This is a genomic window from Photobacterium sp. GB-210, from assembly GCF_003026075.1.
Taxonomy (GTDB): domain Bacteria; phylum Pseudomonadota; class Gammaproteobacteria; order Enterobacterales; family Vibrionaceae; genus Photobacterium.
Genome location: NZ_PYNU01000001.1, coordinates 417015 through 441225, shown reverse-complemented (window position 1 = coordinate 441225; position 24211 = coordinate 417015). Strand labels below are relative to the sequence as shown.

Annotated in this window: 9 protein-coding genes and 2 tRNA genes; 6 read left to right on the top strand and 5 right to left on the bottom strand. The window is 40.7% G+C overall.

The annotated features are described in order from the left end of the window. The first annotated feature begins 85 nt into the window (after positions 1 to 85). The 3 genes from C9J38_RS02090 (at position 86) to C9J38_RS02080 (ending at position 3280) form a co-directional block, all read left to right on the top strand. Positions 86 to 697 (top strand): LysE family translocator, encoded by a 612-nt coding sequence (locus C9J38_RS02090; RefSeq protein ID WP_107205653.1) that lies wholly within the window; start codon positions 86 to 88, stop codon positions 695 to 697. A 330-nt stretch (positions 698 to 1027) separates the two neighbouring features. Continuing rightward, positions 1028 to 2254: an NRAMP family divalent metal transporter gene (locus C9J38_RS02085; protein WP_199195404.1), complete on the top strand. Its 1227-nt coding sequence runs from the start codon at positions 1028 to 1030 to the stop codon at positions 2252 to 2254. 216 nt (positions 2255 to 2470) lie between these two features. Further along, positions 2471 to 3280 carry a S9 family peptidase gene (locus C9J38_RS02080; protein WP_158259491.1) on the top strand — a complete coding sequence of 270 codons (810 nt, stop codon included), beginning with the start codon at positions 2471 to 2473 and terminating at the stop codon, positions 3278 to 3280. A 361-nt stretch (positions 3281 to 3641) separates the two neighbouring features. Here the strand turns inward: C9J38_RS02080 and C9J38_RS02075 are convergent, their stop codons facing one another. The 3 genes from C9J38_RS02075 to C9J38_RS02065 are packed head-to-tail and all read right to left on the bottom strand — an operon-like array spanning position 3642 to position 7078. Then, positions 3642 to 4625 (bottom strand): PfkB family carbohydrate kinase, encoded by a 984-nt coding sequence (locus C9J38_RS02075; protein ID WP_233218459.1) that lies wholly within the window; start codon positions 4623 to 4625, stop codon positions 3642 to 3644. Next, positions 4600 to 5997, bottom strand: coding sequence for a cytosine permease (locus tag C9J38_RS02070; RefSeq protein WP_107205650.1), 1398 nt, complete (start codon positions 5995 to 5997; stop codon positions 4600 to 4602). Before C9J38_RS02070 ends, C9J38_RS02075 begins: the two co-directional genes overlap by 26 nt. Continuing rightward, complete coding sequence (locus C9J38_RS02065; protein WP_107205649.1) at positions 5987 to 7078, bottom strand: ADP-ribosylglycohydrolase family protein; 1092 nt, start codon at positions 7076 to 7078, stop codon at positions 5987 to 5989. Before C9J38_RS02065 ends, C9J38_RS02070 begins: the two co-directional genes overlap by 11 nt. A gap of 143 nt (positions 7079 to 7221) precedes the next feature. Here C9J38_RS02065 and C9J38_RS02060 point away from each other — a divergent pair, with 143 nt between their 5' ends. Further along, complete coding sequence (locus C9J38_RS02060) at positions 7222 to 7968, top strand: GntR family transcriptional regulator (RefSeq protein ID WP_107205648.1); 747 nt, start codon at positions 7222 to 7224, stop codon at positions 7966 to 7968. Positions 7969 to 8445: 477 nt separating this feature from the next. On the opposite strand, the gene C9J38_RS02055 is transcribed toward C9J38_RS02060, so the two are convergent. Beyond that, a tRNA-Ser gene (locus C9J38_RS02055) sits at positions 8446 to 8536 on the bottom strand. 29 nt (positions 8537 to 8565) lie between these two features. Then, a tRNA-Ser gene (locus tag C9J38_RS02050) sits at positions 8566 to 8653 on the bottom strand. 223 nt (positions 8654 to 8876) lie between these two features. Between C9J38_RS02050 and mscM the strand changes: the two genes are divergently transcribed. Both mscM and C9J38_RS02040 read left to right on the top strand, forming a co-directional pair. Then, positions 8877 to 12167, top strand: a complete 3291-nt coding sequence (gene mscM, locus C9J38_RS02045; RefSeq protein WP_107205647.1) for a miniconductance mechanosensitive channel MscM — start codon at positions 8877 to 8879, stop codon at positions 12165 to 12167. A gap of 328 nt (positions 12168 to 12495) precedes the next feature. Next, a complete protein-coding gene (locus C9J38_RS02040; RefSeq protein ID WP_107205646.1) occupies positions 12496 to 23853 on the top strand; it encodes an Ig-like domain-containing protein in 11358 nt (3785 codons plus the stop codon). The last annotated feature ends 358 nt before the right edge of the window (positions 23854 to 24211 follow it).

Here is a 24211-nt window from a genome sequence, read left to right as displayed (position 1 = left end):
TCACACTTCATTGCACTTATTTTCGATTAAAACATAGCCACCGCACGCATACAATAACGCCATAAAAAACTTGTTGGAGAGATAAATGGAACTGATCAGCTTAGCATTCTTGGGATTATTGATTGTTGTAAGTCCCGGTGCTGATTTCGTATTAGTATTAAAAAACAGCCTCAATCATGGACGTTCCGCGGGGATCTGGACTGCAATCGGTATTAGCCTTGCGATCACCATACACATTTCTTACTCATTATTGGGGATCAGTTACCTTATCTCACAAAATGAAATGCTATTTAATGCCATTCGCTATGCAGGTGCCGCCTATTTAATTTATTTAGGGATAAAAGGGATCTTTTTTTCTGACAACAAAACCGATCTACAAGGTGCAACTAAGCCGAGTAAACGTAGCCAACACTTTCTAGCACAAGGCTTTCTTTGTAACGCGTTAAATCCTAAAACCATGTTGTTTTTCTTAAGTGTGTTTAGCCAAGTCGTTTCTACTGATACAAGTAATAACCATATCGCTCTGATATATGGTGGTTACATGATTGCGATGCATTTTTTATGGTTTAGCCTTGTTGCAATGCTATTCACCTCAAAAGCACTGCAAACACGTTTATTGAATATGAAGAAGCGACTAAACCAACTCTGTGGCGTAGGACTGGTTACCTTCGGTACTGTACTGGCATTAAAATCTTAACGCTTCAAACTCAACGTCGCTGATCATCATTCAGCGACTTTCTCTTTATCGCTTCCAATATTTCGACAAAATCTAACTGACTTAGTGAAAAGTTCTCACTAAACATTCCTTACGAAAATAAATATCGCACAAATAAGTAAAATCTAATTTTTATTCTAATTTTTCGTTGACAGCTTTACCTCATGTCACTAATATCCGCGTCGAAGCAAACGATTACATTTCGTAACTATCTGTTTTTACGTTTTTTTTCTTTTCTTTGAGTCAGCTGATCTCGGTCAGTTGTCTTTCTTTTTTCTATATAAAGAGAGAGACAACATTTTAGAGATCAACATGACAACGATGACTTCTGCAGCACCTACGAGTACTCAAGACACTTCTTGGCAAAACAAAGCAATTTTAAGTGTAGCTTTCCTAATGGCTACGACCTCTGTTGGTCCGGGCTTTTTAACCCAAACTGCTGTTTTTACAAACATCTATAAAATCGACATGGCATTTCCTGTCTTTGCATCCATGTTTATCACCTTCGGTATTGTGATGAACTTGTGGCGCATTGTGGGTGTATCTGGCTTACGTATCCAGGACATTGCTAATCGTGTTGCACCGGGGATGGGTTATGTTGTCGGTATCCTACTTGCGCTTGGTGCTGTGGCGTTTAACTTCGGTAACGTCAGTGGTGCAGCGCTAGGTCTTAATGTTCTGACAGGTGTCGATACCACATGGGGCGCATTGTTCACAGGCGTTGTCGGTTGTTTACTGTTTGTCGTTCATAATGCCTCGAAGCGCATGGATCAAATGGCGCGCTACCTTGGCTTGTTTATGATTGTGCTGATTGCTTATGTAGCTATGACCAGCCTTCCACCTATGGGTGAAACACTAAAAGCGGCTGTGATACCAACAGATATGAGTAACCTATTACTGCCAACGTTAACCATTGTTGGTGGTGCTGTCGGTGGTTACTACACAGGGGCGCAGCGCTTAGTTGATGTTGGCTTGCAAGGTAAAGAAAACGTAAGCGTAATTGAAAAAGCAGCATGGGCTGGCATTTCCATCGCTGTTGTTATTCGTATTCTGCTGTTCTTAGCAGTATTTGGCGTGATTGCAACAGGTGCGGTATTAGAGACCTCAAACCCAGCCGCCGATGCGTTCCGTCAAGGTGCAGGTGACATAGGTTATTTTATCTTTGGTTTGGTGTTATTTGTTGCTTCAATTACCTCGGTGGTTGGTAACTCTTACATGGCAATCTCGCTAATTAAAACCCTATTCCCAGTGGTTGCGCGCAATGAAAAAGCATGGTGTGTGGGTTTTATTATCATCACCAGCCTTGGCACCGTGACCATGAACATGCCTATTCTACTGCTGATGTTAGCCGGTCTTATTAACAGTATTATTCTGCCAGTGGTATTAGCCATGGTACTTGCAGCGACTCGCCGCAAAGACATTGTCGGTGATTACAAGCACCCAATGTATCTAACCGTTACAGGTGTGTTGATTGTGGTGGTAATGGCTGCGGCTAGCCTTTCAAATATCAGCAACTTTATGACGAAGTTTATGGGATAAGCCCAATACTGGGTTCAACCCAATAAAGGTCTAGTGATGGCGCTAGACCTTTCTGCTTTTTATGACTCATGATTTGTAATAGACATCTGATTTTTAACTTTATTGTCAGATAGATAAACTAAATCAATTTAGAATAACCAATATATCATTCATTTTTAATCTTTAATCATGTTTAAAAAATATATCATCCCTTCGTTACTATTAAGTTTTTCTAATATGGCCCTTGCCGACGCTCAGCAAATCTCTCTACATAATGGCAGCTATGATATTCCAGCTATCTTCTCGGTACCTGATAAGAAAATAGATGAACAGATACCTGCAGTGATCATGCTCCATGGAACAGGGACACAAAAAGATGAAGTGGGTAATTTATATAAATCTCTCAGTGAAAAATTAGAAGCATTAGGTATTGCATCTATTCGTCTCGATTTTGCAGGCAGTGGTGACAGTAAAACATCTGACTTAGCATACTCTTTATCTTCTGCTGTTCTCGATGGACAGACTGCTTTTAACTACCTTCAAGCTAACCCCAAAATAGATAAGCATCGTATTGGGGTTATCGGCTTTAGCCAAGGCGCATTAATCTCACAATTATTGGTCATCGAAGAGCCCAACATTAAATCACTTGCTGTCTGGTCTCCTGCTGTTGGTAATGGCATTGCACCAATGAAAGCCTTTTTTGAACAATACTATGACGAGGCAAAACAGAACGGCTACGCATTAATTAAATATGATTGGCGTTCACCATTTAAAGTAAACCTAACATGGTTTGAACAATTAAAAGCCCAGCAATCACTCACATTGATAAAGCAATTTACAGGTTCCCTATTAGCGATTTCAGGTACTAACGATACCGTTTTACCGTGGGAAAATGCGAATACACTGATCACCGCATCAGGCAGTAAAGACGCTACAGCTGTCGTCATAAAAGATGGTGATCATATCTTTAATGTCTTTGATCCACAGGCACATCAAAGTAAAGAGCTACTAGAAATAACAGCTAATTGGTTAAATTCGCGCTTATAAATCATCATTTACGCTAAACGCAAAAAAGCCGCTGAGGATTAACTCAGCGGCTTTGTTTTAAAAGGTAGAGCGGCTCTGAGTATTAGAGGATTTGAACCCAGATATATGATAAACGTATGCTGGTTTTCAAGACCGGTGCTTTCAACCACTCAGCCATCTCTCCTAAATTGTGATCTCTTAAAAAATAAGAAAGAGTGACAGCAGGCTTAAACTCACAAATTATTAATGAATAATGAAAATGGGTGGGCGATGAGGTAAAACAGCGAAAAGATTACGCCGTCATATCGTCAAAAATAGAAATAAAAAATGCCCCTGCAGAGCGCTTGGGGCATGAAGAACGTTAAAGCTCAAAAGTAAACGACTAAGACTTATTAAGTAAAAAGCTTTCTAGCTCCAATATCGTCGGAGCACCATTAGCGCCCTCTGTCGAAACAACTATTGCCGCTACCGCATTACCAAGTCGTGCCGCATCTGCAAGTGACCAGCCTGAAGATAGCCCGGCTAGTACACCACCACAGTGGCTATCACCTGCTGCGATCGTATCAACGACCTCAACGTTGTGTGCTGGTATATTGATAGCCTCACTCATTGGTTCGATCACCCATGCGCCATGTTTATCTAAGCGATAAATTAAGCTTACTCCAGAGGCATCCGAAAACTTTTTCGCATCGTCGATCGAAGCCTCGTTATTGCGAACCAGCATCTTAAACTCATCTCTGTTGATAGTAAGAATCGGTTTTTTTGCCAATAATTGAGTAATAAATACAGAATCGATCTCAGCAAATCTTGGTCCAAAATCGACAAAGATGCGCACGGAAGGGTCTAAGCTCAGCAACCATTTTTTCAAAGGTTCACTCTCTTTATCAACCAACTCGTAACCAGATACATACACCAGAGATCCATTACTGATATCCAATTGGTTAAGCTGATCTTCACACCAATACTGTTCGCATCCTTCAACCGTAATAAAGGTACGCTCTTTATCCGGTTCTACCATCGCTAAACACCAACCATTATCGACCCGGTGATTATGCAGAAGGGGCACAAGACCTTCCTGTTGCATGGCCCTTTTTGTCATCTCACCCCAGGGTCCATTTCCCACAGGAATGCCATTGATAATGTCAATGCCCAAGCGAGCAAGGCTGCGTGCTACATTAAAAGCACAACCACCGATCTGTTTAGATTGCTCACGAGCCACTTCATCGCCACCACTGGTTGGCAGTTTTTTGATCGTTAAAATGATATCGCCAAATGCAGCGCCAATAATCGCTACAGGTAAAACTTGGTTCAACGTTTTTAGGTTAACCATGGCATTCTCGTTATTTAGACAAGATTCGATGCGCAATAAAGCTAACAAAGAAAGAAACAAAAAGACCTAAGCTAGAATCAGCAAAGATACCCACCGCAAATGGGCCATCGACAAAGCCAGTATTTGTCACAAGTAAACCGGATATTGCACCAGCTAACCAACAACCTAGCGTCACTTTATTCACACCCGTTTCACCATAAAGCTCGTCGACACGATAGCCACAATGCGAACGATGCATATAATAGTCATTAATAAAGATCGCAGCCCACGCAGCTAAAAATACACCACAGAAAACCAAGAACGAGATAAATGGCCCTAAAAAATCACCTGATACGAATAACACATAGATAGCAACACCAAGCACCAATACGGCATCAATCGCAATTGCAGTACGTTGTTTCAGTTTTACGCCAATCGTCAATAGATTTAAGCTTGCAGAATACAGACTGATGACAGCAATAGTCACAATGCCTGCAACCGCTGCTAATAAGTAAGGTACCGCCATCCAAGATGGTAGTAAGGTTCCGATGGCAGCGATAGGATTCTCATGAGAAGCAAGATCGGGGATCTGCGCTGTCAATAATATACCAGCAGTAATCAGTAATAATAAAGGCAGTGCTGCACCACCAACTACAGCAGTAAAAATACTACGATTGCTCGATTTTCTTGATTGATCTCGGCTATAATCCGCGCCCGCTATAGCCCAACTAATCCCTGTTCCTGCGGCAATAATTGAAACCGCTGGTAGAAATCCTGTTAACCAATCTCCTTGCGGTAATGCCAAGATAGCGACCCAATCAGCAGTGCTTAATAAGTACCCCACTACAATCAAAGTCATTACACCAAAAGAACGTGTAATCCATTCTTGCATCTTAAGTACGGTGTTTTGGCCTAACATGCTCACAAAGACTGTTAATCCACCAAACAGCACTAATGAAAACGCAGTAACATAAACCGATTCTTCAAAACCTATTGCGACAAACAATGCAGATAACGTCAATGTACCCGTAATGATATTGACAGCTTCCCATCCCATTAGGTTCATCCAACAAAATGATGTTGGTGCAATATTACCTTTTTTACCAAAGCCAGCACGTGAAAGTGTCAGTGTTGTGGTACTACCAATTTTACCCGCAATACTAGTGATACCTACCAAAGAGAAAGACGCAACACCGACAATCGCAGCGAGGACAGATTGAAAAAAAGACAGACCAAAAGACACAATAATGGCGCCATAAACAACACCTAAAATACCGATATTGGCTGCACACCATACAAAAAACAGCTCACTTGGCGCTTTAATTTTTTGGTCTTCCGGAACAATATCAATACCCAGTTCATTAACTGAAGAAGACTCAACATGCGCTTTTAAATGTTTATTTGACGCACTCACGTTATCAGAATTCATTTTGCTCACCTTGTCCATTAGGTCTGTATTCATTCAACTTTTCAGCGTATAGATTGAACGAGGTATTGTTCGCTTGTTCAATCAGTTCAATACGTTGCGTAGGGAATGCGTCAATGCCATGTATTGCGCCACAAATTGCCGTTGCCATTGCTCCGATCGTATCAGTATCGCCACCCAAGTTAGCAGCAAGCTCTGCACATACCAGTGGGTCAGTATTTGCAGCATCGACAAGAGCGATCGCAGCAGGGATAGACTCAATAATGTCCATTCCCGAGCCTACCTGCTCGTAAACCACTTTCACGACGTCTTGCTTATAAGCGTGTGTTTCAATCCCAACTTGAGGCGTGATCGCATGTTGTTTTTTAATTGTTGAAATTAATTCCATCGCATAAATAATTCGATAGCCTAAAAGTGGACTGAAAGTAGACTGGTGTTTCTTTTGAGCTACATTGACTATTTCACAAAGCTCATCTTTTATTACGCTCCAAGAGACACCATCAATGGCTCGGCTAATACACCAAGCCACCGCCGTAGCCCCAGCAATCGCTATATCAGACTTATGGGTCGCTATACACGACAGGCGAACATTCGCAATGAAGTGATCTAAGTCATCACAGCGCAGCAAACAACCGACTGGAGAAACACGCATCGCAGAACCATTGGTCACACCGTTCGATTCAATCAGCTCAACATCAATACCTTGCGCGATATCATTCAACGTTTTCTTCGATGTAGGACCCAAAATATTTTTGTTAAATGCGTCCACCTCGTGAGCCCACTTCATAATGTGTTTTGCCACAATATTCGGGTCAATTTCACCATCAGATTCGATGATAGCTTCAATCAAAGCAATTGCTTGACTGGTATCATCCGTGTACTGGCCTTTTTCAAACTCATTGGCAGCAATGTTTTCTTCAGGGCCGGCAAGAAACTCATCAATCCAGCCAAAATAGCTCTCTACTCGACTTTTTGGCCATAGTTCAGATGGCATTCCTAGAGCATCACCATAGGCTTGACCAAATAGACAGCCCTGAATTCGCTTAAGTGTTGCATTATTATTATTTGTAGGGGTAAAAGACATTTTGTATCACCATCGGTATATATTCTTCGCAACCAGAATAAGTCCAGTTAAAGTCCAAAGAAAGTCCTTTAGTAGTCCGGTGTGACAGTTTCCACATTTTTTGTTATTCTGATCAGCAGTCCTAATTATTTGAATTTTGAAACATGACGAGCCAAAACATCATCACTGCGATTAACGAAAATCTCAGCAATAACTCGCTAGCACCAAAATATATTCAATTAAAAGAGAGCCTTGAGTTAATCATTAGAAAACGGATTATTCCGAATGGCACCGTACTACCTTCAGAAAGAAAACTGGCTGAAGAACTAAATGTCTCTAGAGTGACGATTGTCAAAGTCCTTGAAGAATTGAGGCAGTCAGGCCTAATCATTAAGAAGCAAGGTAAAGGGACAACGGTAAACTTCCCACTGGACTACAACTTGTCTGGCGGTGGTTTTTCTTCGCAATTACATAGTCAAGGTCAATTATCGAACCGTTGGATCAGTCGTGAGCTGATTGAAGGTGAAGAGTCCATTCGAAAAGAGCTCAGCATAATTCAGCCAAGTAAAATAGCGAAAGTAAAGCGAGTACGGTTAGCAGACGATACTCCTGTATCTATTGAGACGATGTTCGTTCCCCAAGTTTATTTACCAAGACCAGAATTACTAGAATGGTCGCTCTACCAGTATTGGAGTGAACAAGGCATCAAACCTTCAACTCAAGAATATCAAATTAATGCCCACCAGCTAACTCAAGAAGAAGCTGATATGCTAGAAACAAAAATGAGTGAACCCGCATTAATGATCATTCTCAAAAGCTTTGATCACCAAGGAAATATTCTTGAATACGGCTCTGCAATTTGTCGCAGTGCCAGCTATAACTTTAAATTTAAAGTGCAATTATCAGATTAGAACCTTGCTCAGATTATGAGGTGCCAGTGATTCATCGGCATTGAAAATGCTTAACGAAAAAGTCCCGACAGATCCTTTAATTCCATACTTTGCCATAAATCTATTTACTTATCGTCTCAGCAAACAAATACGTTTTAAAGGGTTTGAACTCTGCTTTTAAAATCTTAAATGCCCCAAAGTAAAAAGGCTGCTGAGTCAAACTCAGCAGCCTTCTCTGATATAACGGAGCAGTTCTGGATATTAGAAGATTTGAACGCTTCTGATATCAGTATCAGATTATAAAAATTTATTCATTCTTATCAGATGCAAAAAAGCCGCTAAGGGTTAACTTAGCGGCTTTTTTTATATATGGCGGAGCAGTGCTGGGTATTAGAGGATTTGAACGCTTCAAATACCAATATCTGTATCACAATAGATAACAGTCATTATTCAAACGCAAAAAAGCCGCTAACTTTCGCTAGCGGCTTTTTCTAAATATGGCGGAGAGATAGGGATTTGAACCCTAGATACGCTATAAACGTATGCCGGTTTTCAAGACCGGTGCTTTCAACCACTCAGCCATCTCTCCTAAATTGTCATCTCTTATTAAATAAGAAATGGCGGTGAGGGAGGGATTCGAACCCTCGATACGTTGCCGTATACACACTTTCCAGGCGTGCTCCTTCAGCCACTCGGACACCTCACCACATTGTTGCTGAATCGCTATGCGTTTCAACGGCGGCTAATGTAATCACTTATGCGATATCGGTCAAGGTATTTTCCTGTTCTCTTATTCATTCGCCGACTTATAGATCAATTAGGTCTATTCTCATACCAATCTATTGTTTTTCATCAATTTCAATTACTGTAACATAACGCTGATATACCTTGCTGTTTATGCATCCGTAGTACTCAATTACAGGTTTTTTATGCGATTTTTCTCATTTTTTTATCTCTTCTTATTCTTTCTCATTTCCACCCCACTATCTGCTGAAGAGAATGCATCACACGAAAACATTATTGCCAACAAGATCAGTCAGCTTGAAGCTCAACAAAAAACGCCTGAAATAATCAAACAGCTTTCTGCCTATCAAACAGCGGAAAACCAGCTTGAGAAAACTAAAAACTTTAATCAAGCAACACGTAGTTATGAAAAGTTAATGAACTCCTATCCAGAAGATAAGGCAAGAGTTCAAGATCAAATAGCGAATTTTAGCGCGACAGAATTTCCAGCATCTAACGACTGGGATCACGACCAGCTAACATTAGAAATTGCAGAGCAAGATACCAAGCTGATCCAACTAGAAATAGCACGCCAGTCATACCGCAATATTTTAATTGAAATTGAGCATGGTATTGACGATTTCTCATATCAAACCAATAAGTTAAGAACACAAAAACAAAGTATCACTAAAGAGCTATCTCAAGCGCAACGGGGCAATAACACAGAAGCTATCATGCTGCTCCAAATCGCCGAGCAATATACGACTAGTCATTTATTTATGCTGGAAGCTGAACAGCTAAGTGCAGGTAATCGTCGTGCGTTAGCAAAATTAAATCTGCAATATGAAAACTTACAAATTGAAGCACATCAGGCATATCGTAATAACTTACAAAATACACTTAATCGTGTTTTACGCTCTAACGTTTCTGAAAATGATGAGCAAAATGAAGAGCTACAAGCTGATATTCAAAACCAGCCAGAAGTGATTAAACAGCAGTTAACATTAAACAAGCATTTGTCTTCTGAGCTAGCAGCGCTGACGTCTAATATTGAACAAACACAGCAGTCTATTAGTACAACCAATGAGCAAATTACTGAAACCACACAAACAGCAGATGCATTAAGAGTCATGGCTGATTGGCTTAAAATAAGCCCAATTATTAGTGAGAACCTTCGTAACCGATTACAAAGTTTACCGTCAAATCCACCGATTGATAAACTTAATCGTGATGTCGCCCGTAATCAAATTCGACTTTATGATTATCAACAACAGTCTGATTTACTTAAAAATAACAAAGAAAAGATCAGTACCAGTAATCTATCACCGCAACAAATTGATCGTTTACACGCGCTGATACAAGATAATCTCAAACTATATAGTGATATTAATAAAGCGTCTGAAACGTTAATTTACCAACAAGCCAAGCTTAAAGTTATTTTCGATCGCCTAAATAGCATGCTGATCAAGATTAAAAATGAATCAGCAAAATTACTTTTTTGGGCACCCAATACTAACCCACTCAGCTTTGATGTCATCAAGCAAATGGGTGAAAAAATCAAATGGTTCTTTTCTCCAACACAATGGATAGGTCTTGTTAAAGTCCCGCACTTTATTAGCCCTTACTCATTGTTTGCTAGTATATTTGTCATTGCTTCACTGCTTGCATTTCTATATTTTGCCAAAAAGCATTGGGTACTTTATTTAGAAAAAACCAGCAAACGAATTAACCGTGTCACTGAAGATAAATTCCGTTATAGCTACACCAATGTTGCGATAGCCTTCCTTCTGGCATGGCCAATCCCTCTGATCATATTTGTTGTTGGTTATACTTTAAGCCTTGCTTGGCAGTTACCCTTTATTTTCCATTTAGGCCAAGCCCTATCGCTACCTTATGCACTGGTTGTGTTCTTTTTCATTCGAGAGTTATGCCGCAAAGATGGACTTTTCATCAGTCACTTTGGTTGGTCTGAAGAAATTACGAATAAAGCATTAGATAATTATCGACGCTTAATGATGGTGTTTATTCCAGCACTTATCTTGCAGCAATTCACTATGCTAACAAGTGAACTCGATACAACGGCTACCCTTGGACGATTAGCTTTTATTATTTCTAATATCGCTATCAGTTTTTTCCATTGGCGATTGTGGAAACTCAAGATGCCAATGACCTATGGTGATTTGCCTGAAGGAAAAGCCCATATTGGACACCATATCTTTTGGTGGGTACTCATCATTACCCCACAGGTACTCAACTATGCGGCACTCAATGGATACTTAGCCACATCACAAACCATCATGCTACGTATTCAGCAAGGTGCCGTGATTGGTGTTGTCGTCTTACTGGTGTACTTCTTAATAAAAAGATTGATGTTAATACAAAAACGTCGATTAGCATTTGAACGCGCAAAAGCAAAACGCCAAGAAATCATTGCTCAGCGTCAAGCAGAAATGTTGGAAGATAAAGACGAACACCACGTTAGTAACGATCTCAGCATTGACATTGAAGAGCCGAAAGTAGACTTAGATAAAATCAGTGCTCAATCATTACGTTTATTACGCTCGCTATTATCACTGATTTATCTGTTTATTTTAAGTTGGTTGTTTTCCGATTTTTATCAAGCAACGTCACTATTAGAAGGTGTTACGTTATGGGATGTAACCAATACCATCAACGGTATTGAAGAGCTACATACCATTACATTACAAAGTGTTTTACTGGCGGTATTTGCTTTTGGTTTAACGGTTATTTTGGCACGCGATTTACCCGGTGCTATGGAACTGCTTATTCTGCAGCATCTTGATTTAAGCCCAGGTACGGGTTATGCGATAACTTCTGTTACTCGCTATTTAGCTATTTTCATCGGGATTATTGTTGGCTCGGCATTAATTGGTTTTGACTGGAGCAAGATGCAATGGCTAGTCGCAGCCCTTGGTGTTGGTATTGGTTTTGGTATGCAGGAAATATTTGCCAACTTTATTTCTGGCTTAATTATCTTGTTTGAAAAACCAATTCGTATTGGTGATACGGTAACGATCCGTGAGCTCACGGGTGTAGTCGCGAAAATAAAAACCCGCGCAACGACGATTGTAGACTGGGATAGAAAAGAAGTAATCGTGCCTAATAAAGCTTTTGTTACTGAGCAATTTATTAACTGGTCATTATCCGATGCGATAACTCGAGTAAATCTTTCAATCAATGTGAAATTTAAAGCCGATCCTGAGCTAGTAACACAATTATTATTTGAGGCGGCAGAGGAATGTGAACTGGTACTCGATAATCCAGCACCTGAAGTATTCTTCTTAGGTTTAACCGCTAATTGCCAACAATTTGAATTGCGTGCTTATGCCGCAGAAACGGGGCATCGCTTAAGCTTAACCCATGATCTCCACTGCCGAATTAAGAACAAATTCATTAAAAATCATATTGATATAGCATCGCCGCAGTTAGAAGTAACAATGAAAGGCCAGCAATTTCATCCCGCCAGTGGCAAATAACATTTAATCATATCTTCACGTACTGCTATTAAACCGATAGCAGTACGTATATTAAGAACCACTCTCGTTTCACTTCCCTTTTAGAACCCTCTTAATATATCTGTTAAAACAGAACAACATAATAACAATCACATTACCTTTTAGCGAAAAATCATGAACTAAGATCACAAAAAACAGTTACTGATAAAACTATTATGTTAATTTAATGTTTTTAAAAAGTTTTTAACTCTAATATGGATATTTGTATCAATAGCTTTATGATACAAAATTTCATCGAAATACCGATTTTACAAGAAGAATAAAAAGACAGGGGTCAAGGATGAAGCCAATGATGTATGTTGTTATTGAAGGTATTATCTGGAAAATTACAGAGTCAGGCGAATGGGTTCAAATTCCAGCTTCAGAAATTATCGATCAGTCGATTCCTTTCATCAAAGAAAGAGCCTACATCAATGACATTTTAAAAACACAAACCCACCAAGATGATGCCCCTGTTATCGAGAGCTCTTCGCATCGTACCCAGTTTTTTCTTGATACCAATATTGGCCAAGAGCCATTATCAAGCAACAGCGCTTCTTTTATTTCTCAGATAAAAGCCACATTAGCTGAAACCTTACCCAAAGCGGGATTTAGTACTCGTTCAATAGCATCCATTCAAAAAACAGAAAATGAATCTGTTGCAGATGCTATCCCATCTCTTAAAGCTTCTGCGACGTTATCAGCCTCCATTATTGATGGTAACGATGGTTATAAAAGCCGATTTGAAACACCTTCTGCGGTACTACTGGGCGACGCTATTGATATTGAAGATGGCAGAATAGTTATCGTTACTGTGACAGATATTAACGGCAAAGTATTCACTGCCAGTGCAGTCGTACAAAATCAAAAATGGATAGTTAATCATCAAGACTTGAGCTCTCTTGCTGAAGGTGAGCTTTCTATTTATGCCTCTGTTACTGACTTCTACGGCAATGTTGTTGATGCCAAAGACACAACAATCAAAGATACCTTTGCTGAAATAAACGCAAAAATTGACGGTAAAGGTGATAATTACTTAAACCTATCTGAAATTACAAATAGTGATTTATTCGGTGAGATAAATTTTGTTGAAAATGATCAACCAATATTTATCACCATAACCGATAGCCAAGGTAAAACACTACGCTTTGAAACCGCCAATGATGATGCGGCTGCTTGGCAAATAAATAATGCTGATCTTTCTTCTCTTGCTGAAGGTGAACTCACTGTTCTAGCAGAAACCGTCGATATTGCGGGAAATCCTGCTTCCGCCACCAGCACCATCATCAAAGATACCTTAGCCACTATTACGACTGATTTTGACGGCAACGGTGATCGCTTCCTCAATCAAGCCGAAGTCTCAACGACTGAGCTATTTGGCAGTATCGCGAATATTGAAGATGGACAAACCGTTACTATTACTGTTACTGACAGCCAAGGCTTAGAGAAAACCTTTGAAAGTACTGTTAGCGCTGGGAAATGGACAGTTAGTAATGCCGACTTAACCGATTTAGCAGACGGTGAACTAACCATTCTCGCTGAAACTACCGATATTGCTGGCAACCCAGCCTCTGCTACCAACACTATTATCAAAGATACTGCGGCAAATATTACGACCAGCGTTGATGGTAAAGGCGATGCGTACATCAACGCCGTTGAAACACCCATAACCGATTTATTTGGCGCTGTTGAAAATATAGAAGACGGACAAACAGTGACTATTGCTATCGCAGATAGCAGCGGTGCCGAGAAAATTTACACCGCCACTGTTAATAATGGTAAATGGACAGTAAATGACGCCGATCTCACAACGCTTGCTGAAGGTCAACTCACCGTTACGACCACAGCCACCGATATTGCAGGTAATACAACCTCGGCCACTGACACCATTATCAAAGATACCCTTGCTGAAATTACAGCGAGCTTTGATGCTAATGGCGATAGCTTTTTAAATAAAGCCGAAATCGACGCTAAAACCACTCTGTTTGGTGACATTGATTTTGTTGAAGACAATCAACCAGTCACAGTAAAAGTAACAGATAGCAATGGTAAAACTCTCACCCTGACCACTACAGTCATAAGCGGTGCATGGCAAATTGATGATGTTGATTTATCTGCACTTGCAGAGGGCGAGTTAACCGTTACTGCTGAAGTTATTGATGTTGCAGGCAACCCAGCGTCTACCACCAACACCATTATCAAAGATACCCTTTCTACCATTACGGCTAACTTTGATGGTAAGGGGGATGAGTATCTTAATCGTGATGAAATCTCTGTGACCGATCTTTTTGGCTCGGTATCCAATGTTGAAGATGGTCAAACCGTTGCAATTAAAGTCACCGATAGTAACGGCCTAGAAAAGTCGTTCGAAACCACTGTGATTGATGGCAAATGGACAATAGAAGATGCCGACTTAACCGATTTCGCTGAAGGTGAACTGACAGTCAATGCTGAAACAGTTGATCTTGCTGGTAACACATCGTCTGCTTCCAACACTATTACCAAAGACACATTCACTGGTATTAGCGCCGATTTTGATGGTAAAGGCGATGAGTATCTCAACCGCGTTGAAATTCCAGTTACCAATTTATTGGGTAAGATCGAAAATGTCGAAGATGGACAGTTCATTACCATTACCATCACCGATAGTAACGGATTAAAAAAAATCTATACCACCACCGTCATTAATGGTAATTGGACAGTTGATAATGCTGACTTAACAGGACTTAGCGAAGGTGAGCTCACTGTCATCGCTGCTACTGTTGATCTTGCAGGTAACCAAGTATCAGCCACAGACACCATCATCAAAGATACCTTAGCGACTATTACGGCGGATTTTGAAGGCAACGGTGATCGCTTCCTTAATCAAGCCGAAATCTCAACGACTGAGCTGTTTGGCACTATCGCCAATATTGAAGATGGACAAACCGTGACTATTACCGTCACTGACAGCCAAGGCTTAGAGAAAACCTTTGCAAGCACTATCAGCGCAGGTAAATGGACAGTTAACAATGCCGACTTAACCAATTTAACAGACGGTGAAATAACCGTTCTCGCTGAAACTACTGATATTGCGGGCAACCCAGCCTCTGCTACCAACACTATCATCAAAGATACTGCGGCAAATATTACGACCAGCGTTGATGGTAAAGGCGATGCGTATCTCAACGCCGTTGAAACCCCCATAACCAATTTATTTGGCGCTGTTGAAAATATAGAAGACGGACAAACCGTTTCTATTACCATCACAGATAGCAATGGTACTGAAAAAATTTATACCACGACGGTAAATAACGGAAAGTGGACAGTAAATGACGCCGATCTCACGACACTCGCTGAAGGTCAACTCACCGTTACGACCACAGCGACCGATATTGCAGGTAATACAACCTCGGCCACTGATACCATTACCAAAGATACCCTTGCTGAAATCACGGCGAACTTTGAAGCTAATGGCGATAGCTTTTTAAATAAAGCTGAAATCGATGCTAAAACCACTCTGTTTGGTGACGTTGATTTTGTTGAAGATAATCAACCAGTCATAGTAAAAGTAACTGATAACAATGGTAAAACTCTTACCCTGTCCACTTCGGTTATCAATGGTGCATGGCAAATTGATGATGTTGATTTATCAGCTTTTTCTGAAGGCGAGTTAACCGTTACCACAGAAGTGATTGATATCGCAGGTAATACTAAAGAAACAAGCAATACCATCATCAAAGATACGTCAGTACTTACTATTGATATTGATACAAGCAGTTACCAGCAAGGAGGCTTAAATGTCTCGGCATTAAAAAATGGTCAAGTACCCTACCTGCAAGGTTCAACAACAGGTACCCAAGCTGGCGATAAGATAACCGTTACCTTTAGTGACGGAGTAGATACTGTATCTCTGACAACATCAGTAGATAACTCAGGCAATTGGCGTATAGATAACATTGAATTATCTCAATTAGATCCACAGCAAACTTGGCAGATGATCGCCACAGTTACAGACGCTGCAGGTAATACTGCCAGTGACGATATGCCCACATTCGCGAGCTCAAGCGATATGACTTTCTCTGAAAAAGCGCTTGAAACGGAATCTTCAATTGAATCAAGCTCAACGATTAATATTGAATTCGCCGAATTTACTTTCGGCGCAGCGCAGAGTGCTTTAGAACAGTTAACTTCTAATGGTAAAGACGTTACCGTTACTATTTCTGCTGACGGCTTAACGCTAACCGTACAAACAGCCACCACAACCGTACTCACTGCGATTATTGACCCTAGCACTCAAACAGTAACAACAACATTAAGTGCTGCCATTGATCACTCCCCCGGCAACCCTAATACTGAAACAGTGATCTTCATTGACGGTATTCAAACGGATAATGATGGTACGAGTGAAACTGTCATCGTGCCAATCGAGATCAATATTCAAGATGCCGCACCTGAGATTGTCGATGATACAAGTGACGTTATTGAAGGCAACGTTGTTACAGGTAATGTGCTAACCAATGATGTGGATGTCGATGCATCTCTTTTCGTTAAAAGTATCACTATTAATGGAGAGACAAAGGCACTGAATAACACATCGGTTTCCTTTGATCTTCCTGAAGGAAAGTTCACCATCAATAGTGATGGCGAATGGACATTTACCGCCAATCGCAATCTTAATCATAGCCAAGGTGATATCAACCTTGTTATTGATTACGTCGCTTCAGATAAAGATCAATACGAGAACAATGCAAGCCTTACAATTTCAGTTAAAGATGGTCTTGCCAATGTCATACTCGATGATAATGCAAAGACGGTTGAAAGTGTGATTTCAGCTGGAAGCGCTACCTACAAGGGTGAGTTTACTGTACAAGCTGGAGCAGATAATCCTGATCCAAGTAGCCTAACATTTAATTCCCAGACAATAACGGCACTTGAAGCACTAAATTTGTATTCTGGTATCTCAACAGCATCGCTTAGTTATACCGTCAGCGCCGATGGTAAAACAATCACCGCCAAAGCGGGTGGCGACACTATTTTTACCTTGAGTTTATCGGCAACCGCCTCAGGCGATAACGCGACGGGTACTGTCACCTTGGTACAACACTTCCCTCTCAATCAACAAAGTTTAGCTGATGCTATCACCCTACCTCTGTTTATTGATGCCGTTGACAGTGATGGTACTGCTACTCCAACAGGGAAATTTGATTGGGTTATCGAAGATGGCGCGAATCCAGTATTAGCCGCATCTGGGCAATTAGAGTTTAAAGAAACGGATCTATCTAATCCGTCAAATCAACCTAATCAACCCAATCAACCATTGCAACAAACAGGCACGATCACCGTCACCATTGGTAGTGATGGTTTAAATGGCACCACAGAGCAAAGTCCACTGTATTTTGATTTAAGCCAACTACCAACCGGTTTAACCAGTGGTGGAAAAGCGATTTCTTATGTGACCTCTAATGATAATCAAACTATTGAAGCAAGAACAAGCTCAGGTAAAGTCTTTGAAATAAGCTTATCTTCTCGCCCAGATGCAGAAGCAAACTCAACCGTTGACTATGTTTTTACCCTGCATCAGGCACTGGATCAAACCAGCGTAAACGATGAATTAACTATTTCTATTCCGGTCTTTATTAAAGACAACGATGGAGATATTAACCAAACTGCTATCGATGTTGTCATTGTTGATGGTAGTGCCCCTGTTATTAATACAACGTCAATAGAAATATCAGAAACGCCGATGAGTGCTTCTTCACCAGCAGGTAGTTCAAACCAAGCAGACGCCACAATCACAGTAACCGCAGGACAAGATCCTATCGTCGATTTAAATCTTGTTTTATCGGGTACGGTGAAAAGTAGTGATGGCAATAACATCACCTACCAAGGACAAGCATTAACTTGGCAATTTGATGGCAGTAACACCTATAACGCATCATTACCTGATGGCACAGTGATCTTTTCTGTTCATTTATCAGATATTGGTGCAGTTCCATCGGGTAGTGCAGCAAATGCAACAATCACAGTGACGCTTAATGAGTCTATCGACCATACCAATGGCAACGATACCGAACTTAATTTATTACTGCCCGTTGAAGTGAAAGACAGTGATGGCAGCTCGAGCACATCAAACGTAACGGTGAGTATTTTAGATGGCTTAGTGCCGAGCATTACCGTCAACAGTAACCTTAACGTTCACGAAAATGACTTACTGGATGATAATTTAGCCGTTGATGCATCAACCACGTCAGCACCAACACTCAGCTTTAACCAAAGTAGTGATGCGCTTGCTTCCGTGCAGCTAGATACTGCGCAGTTTAATAGTCAAAACTATACCAGTGGTGGTGAAAACATCACACTTAGCGCAGCAGATGCGAACGGTTGGTATAACGCAACAGCAAACGGTAATGATATTTTCCGTATTAAAGTCAATCTAGATGGTACCGTGCAATTTGAGCTTTTCGAAGCGATTGACCGTCCGTCATCATCAAGTCAAGGTGTGCTTAATTTAGAGTTTGGCGCCATTGCCACAGACGTAGATGGTGATAAATCAGCCACCACTCCTTTTGAAGTGACAGTTACTGACGATATCCCTGTTGCAGGTCCTGATGAACAACTTGCTGTTTTTGAAGGTGTTGATAAGACACTACGCCTATTATCTAGAGGCGTTACTGGTGCTGATGGTGGTGAGGTCGTCAGTATCAAGTATCGTGGCAAAGAGTATCCAGCAGACGGTAATCCAATTGATTTAATAAATACTAAAACAATACCACACACTAAATATGGCACTATCGCTGTTAATTCAGATGGCACTGTCATCATTAAGACGATTGCCAGTAAGGAAAGTAGTGGCGAGATCAGTGATGAGTTCAGCTACACCGTTAAAGACAGCGATGGTGACACTGCGGTAAGAACCAAGAAACTATCATTTGCAGATGATCCTGGTCGTATTGAGGTGAATGCAGAGCAGACACTTGAAGACAGTATGAGTAACCCACTCACGATTCAAGTATTCCTTGGTGATATTGACCAGAATGAATCACTTAGCACTATCACAATCAGTGAAAGCTCATTAGCGGGTGGACAGCTGTATTTAGATGGCAATTTGCTAACGGCAACAAATGGCGTAATTACCCTTAGCGACTTTATTAGTGAAGGTGATTTCTACAAGCCAAACGGTGATCTTACTTATAAACCTGCACCTGATACTGCGCTTAATCAACAAGATACAGTTGTGCTTAAAATAACAGCGACGATATCAACCAATAACCAAGATAAAACACTGACCAAAGATCTCACTATCAAGGTGCTACCTGATGCTGATGCCGCAATTTGGGACGAGGCTAAAGATTACGAGTACACCGCAGTCGAAGATGATAGTAATGGCATTCAACTCAATGTTGCGGCGGATCTACAAGACACCGATGGTTCAGAAACCCTTAAATACCGAATTTCAGGGATCCCAGACGGCATTACACTCAAACTGGGTAACACCATCATTAGCGACGGCAAAATCATTAACGCTGATCAAATTAATGATGTGAAGATATTTTCTGATAAACACTCAGCAGGCACATTTACCTTCACCATTACTGCGCTCAGCACAGAAAAAGGCAATCAGTTCCTTGATAAAAGTACCGATCGAACAGAAGAATCGCAACGTCTTGTCACAGTAAATATTATTCCTGAAGCGGATGCGCCAAAACTCTCGGTTAAAAACCTTAAAGGCCATGAAGATCAGCCTATTGATCTCAGTAAGGCCATTATTGGTAAATTAGCTGATAACGATGGTTCTGAAAGCCTAAGTTACCGAATTAAAGTGCAAGATGGTTGGTCAATTCAAGGTGGCGATGCGGTAGAAGAGCCTGCCGGATCTGGCATCTATATTGTGAGTGCAGAATATATTGAAAATGGTCAAGCACAGCTTCATCCAAAAGCTGATATCAGTTCACACACTGAAAAACTCACTATTGAAGTAACGGCTATATCTACTGAAGCCGCTATTAACGGACTCACCTCTGCTACCAGTACAGAGGGTGCGACAAAGACTATTTCCATTAACTTAAAAGGCACCATTGACCGCCCAGACATTACAGACGGCGGTAATGGGCATTGGCAATACATTGCTAGTAGCACAGATAACACCACTGGCTTTAAGGGCACGCTCAAAGGCATTAATGGTTTTGATGAAGATAAGCCATTACCGCTCGATTTTTTAATTACCACCAGTGATAACGATAAATCAGAAGAGATAACCATCTTAATCACCAACTTGCCTGACGGTGTGAAGTTTATCGATTTTCATGGCAAGCCTTTAAACCTTGAAATTGTCGGTAAGGATGCTTCAACTGGGCTGATCTATCGGATCACATCCGATCAATTAACATCGACGTATTTATCCACCCCTGAAGACATGAGTGGCAACTTAACATTTGATGTTATTGTAATTTCTACCGAGCCCGACGGTGCGAGTGGTGAATTTAACTACAAGGTGGATATTGAAGTCTTGCCTGCTGTTGATGAGAAAAATGAGATAGATAAGGAAGGTCGCCCTATATTGCAAATATTGCAAAACACTGGTTTTGAAGATCAACCTATCTCATTTTTAGTTGAACCGACCATCAGAAAAGATAGCGACAACAGTGAAACGCTGACAGGTTATAAAATTACCAATGTACCTGATGGGTTAACCCTATTTATTGACGGTATAGAAGTTATTATTCCTGCTAATGGGCTCGATCTTGCTAACTATAAAGGCAACCAATCATGGGCTGAATTTATTAACAGTGGTCGCGTGACCATTCATGCTGATGAAGATCTCAGTGGCATTTTTGATATCAAGATTAATTATGAAGTAACGGATACGTCAACTTCCGGACAAACAGCGAGTAAAAACATCAATGCCATTATCCAAGTTGATGTTGCAGGGGTCGTTGAAACCGATACGCGCTTAGAATCTACAGAAGATCTGTTAAGTAGTACCGGTGATATCCCTATTGATTTAACCAATGCGGTTCACTTTATCGATGAAGATCTTGATGGCTCAGAATATCTAGATTACATCGTGATCGAAGTACCTGATGGCATTAATCTCATCATCGATCACCCTAACGGTGCCCATATTGACGGTAGTGGTAACTGGATTATTCCCGCAACGGGCTTAACAAGCGCTAGCATTAAAGAAGCAATGCAAGATCTGTTAGCTGGAGCAACCGTAAGCGCTAGCTTTAATACACAGGTGATTGATCTTGTGGTTAAAGCTCGTGTGGTTGACGGCAACGATTCTCGCTTTTTAGAAGCACCCGTTCAGATCCAGATCACAGGTAAAACAGGAGGTGGAGGTTCATGTCCTCCGACCGAAGCGCCAGATAAAATTCAAGGTGATATGATTATTGCTAAAGAAGGCGAAGATATTAATTCATCAGGTCTACTAAATGGCGATATTGATAATAACCCAGAAATCGCCCTCTCCTTTTTTATTGACGTTAATGACTTACCTGACAATGTTGAAATTATAAGTAACAAAAATACTCCCGACTTTAGCGGTATCATTACCGAATATAACGATGCGGGTGAAATTATTGGTTACACCATCACAGAAAATGGTCTTTCCAATATGACATTCATTGGATTAGATGAAGCTTGGGCTGGATCTTTAGATATTCCGATCACGATCACTCAAACCTCTACCTGTAATGGTACAAAATCCACCACCACACAACATATCAAAATTGACGTTGTTCCGGTTGTTGATAACATCATTACAACAACAGATACCACCAGTATTATAGAAGATACCGCAACCGCAATTAACTTAACGGTGCTGTTAGGCGATAGTGTAAGTAACGGACAAACCATCACGGGTGAAGGTACTTCTGCGACTGGTAAAGAAACCATCAACTGGATGACAATCACCTTAGCACCTGGTGGTGAATTGATTGGCGATCCTGCGATAGTAGCCCAGAACCCCGATGGTAGTTGGCAAGTACTGGATCCAAGTCGTTTAGACGAATTGCTTTTAAAGCCGCCTCATAACTACAGCGGCGATTTAACCATTACTGTTGATACCAACATCACCGATAAATCCGATTCATCATCGCAAACGGATACTCAGACCAAAACCTCTTCTGTGATTATTAACGTTGAGCCTGTGACTGATATCGCCACCATGCCGAATACCATCACCGAGCAAGGTGATGAAGATGGCTACATTCATATCGTTGGATTAGGCGCAATCTTATACGATGATGACGGCTCTGAAACCATTTCACTGAATCTATCCGGCGTTCCTAATGGTGCCGTGATGTTCTATTCACCAGACGGTGGCACGACCTTTATCCAATTGCCTAATACTGGAAAATCATGGAGCTTTGATATTGCGCAAGCCGATAGTATCTATATTCGTCCACCCACAGATTTCAGTGGTGATATCACATTGAAGTTGGATGCGATCACGAATGAAATTGGTACAACGGAAATAATAACATCGACCTCTGAAGTTATTATTGGCGTCAATCCTATTGGTGATGATATTCAATTTATTGGTGTACCAGAGAGCCTATCGGGCGATGAAGGTGAAAGCTTCACGATTCCAGTCGATATTGAAAGTACCGAAACTAATAGTAATGAAACATTATTTTTAGAAGTGATCTTTAGTGCAGCTGAGCAAACTCAGTTAGCAGGCCTAGATAAAATTCAAATCGGTGATCAAGAGATAAGTATCATTAAAAGTGGTGATATATGGCTTGCGACTGCAATAGTAAATAGCACTACCTTAGACCAATTAACCCTATTTAGCGGTGATGCTTTTGGCGACATTACTATCACACTCAAAGCCAGCAGTATTGATACCGATACTATTTTAGGCTCAGAAATTACGCATTATGGTCAAACTGTTGAGAAGAATATCAGTTTAACTCTTGCACCTATGCCTGATGCGCCAGAGCTTAATCTTCAGTACAACAGCGTTATAGCTAAAACCGAAACGACGATTGCGCTAAATCTTGAGCTATCAATGTTTAATCCTGCGCCTAATGAGCAAGGGAGTATTATTATCACAGGTTACCCTAGTGATTTCGCATTCTCAGCAGGCCAAGCGAAAGGAAATGGTTGGGAAGTCGCATTTGACGAAATTGCCGATCTGACGATGACTGCTAATAGTGAGCAAGATTTCTCTCTTTCTATTGAGCCAATTTCAACTCTGGATGGACAAACGGCTGCAGGTGTCACGCAAACCATCGACGTTAGTATCACGGATAAAAATGATAATTCGCTTATCGGCACTGCAAATGATGATGTGATCATTGGTACTGCCAATAACGATAACATGACGGGCGGTAGCGGTAATGATCGCTTTGTATTCAAAGCCGAAGATCAAGGAACTAGCTCTAGTCCGGCACAAGATACCATTGTAGATTTCGATGTCACAGCCAATAGTGACAACATTGATTTACGCGCTATTTTAAATAACGTTACAGATGGAATATCTGCTGATAACTTTATTGATATCACGGAGAATAACGGTTCAGTAACATTACATATTAAAGAAAATGGCGAAGATATTAGCCAAGAGATCACGTTAGAAAACGTAGACAAAGATGCACTTTATAGTAACGATGCAAGTACAACAACAGATGCTGAACTATTACAAAAAATGATAGATGATAATAATTTACTCGCTGGATAATTACTCTATTTAGGCGTCTAACTCTATCAATTTAAGACTTTGATACTAGCTCATCTTGCGTACTACTATTCACCCAATAGTAGTACGCAACTTTTGCAATATATCTTTTAGCTCCTATAGATATAAATATCTAAACCCCACTGATTATTAATAAATTTTATTGGTCACAACGCACCCATCTCTATTAACAAATATGTAACCAGCATCACAAAAAATAATGTCTGCACCGTAGGTTTTGTAAAAATAATGTTTTTCAATCCTTTTGCTCTCTAATATTGATTAACGTGGCGAGATTGTGCATTGGATGAAACAAACACTCGACACACTTTTCCACAATAAATAATAAAACGCAGGGGCC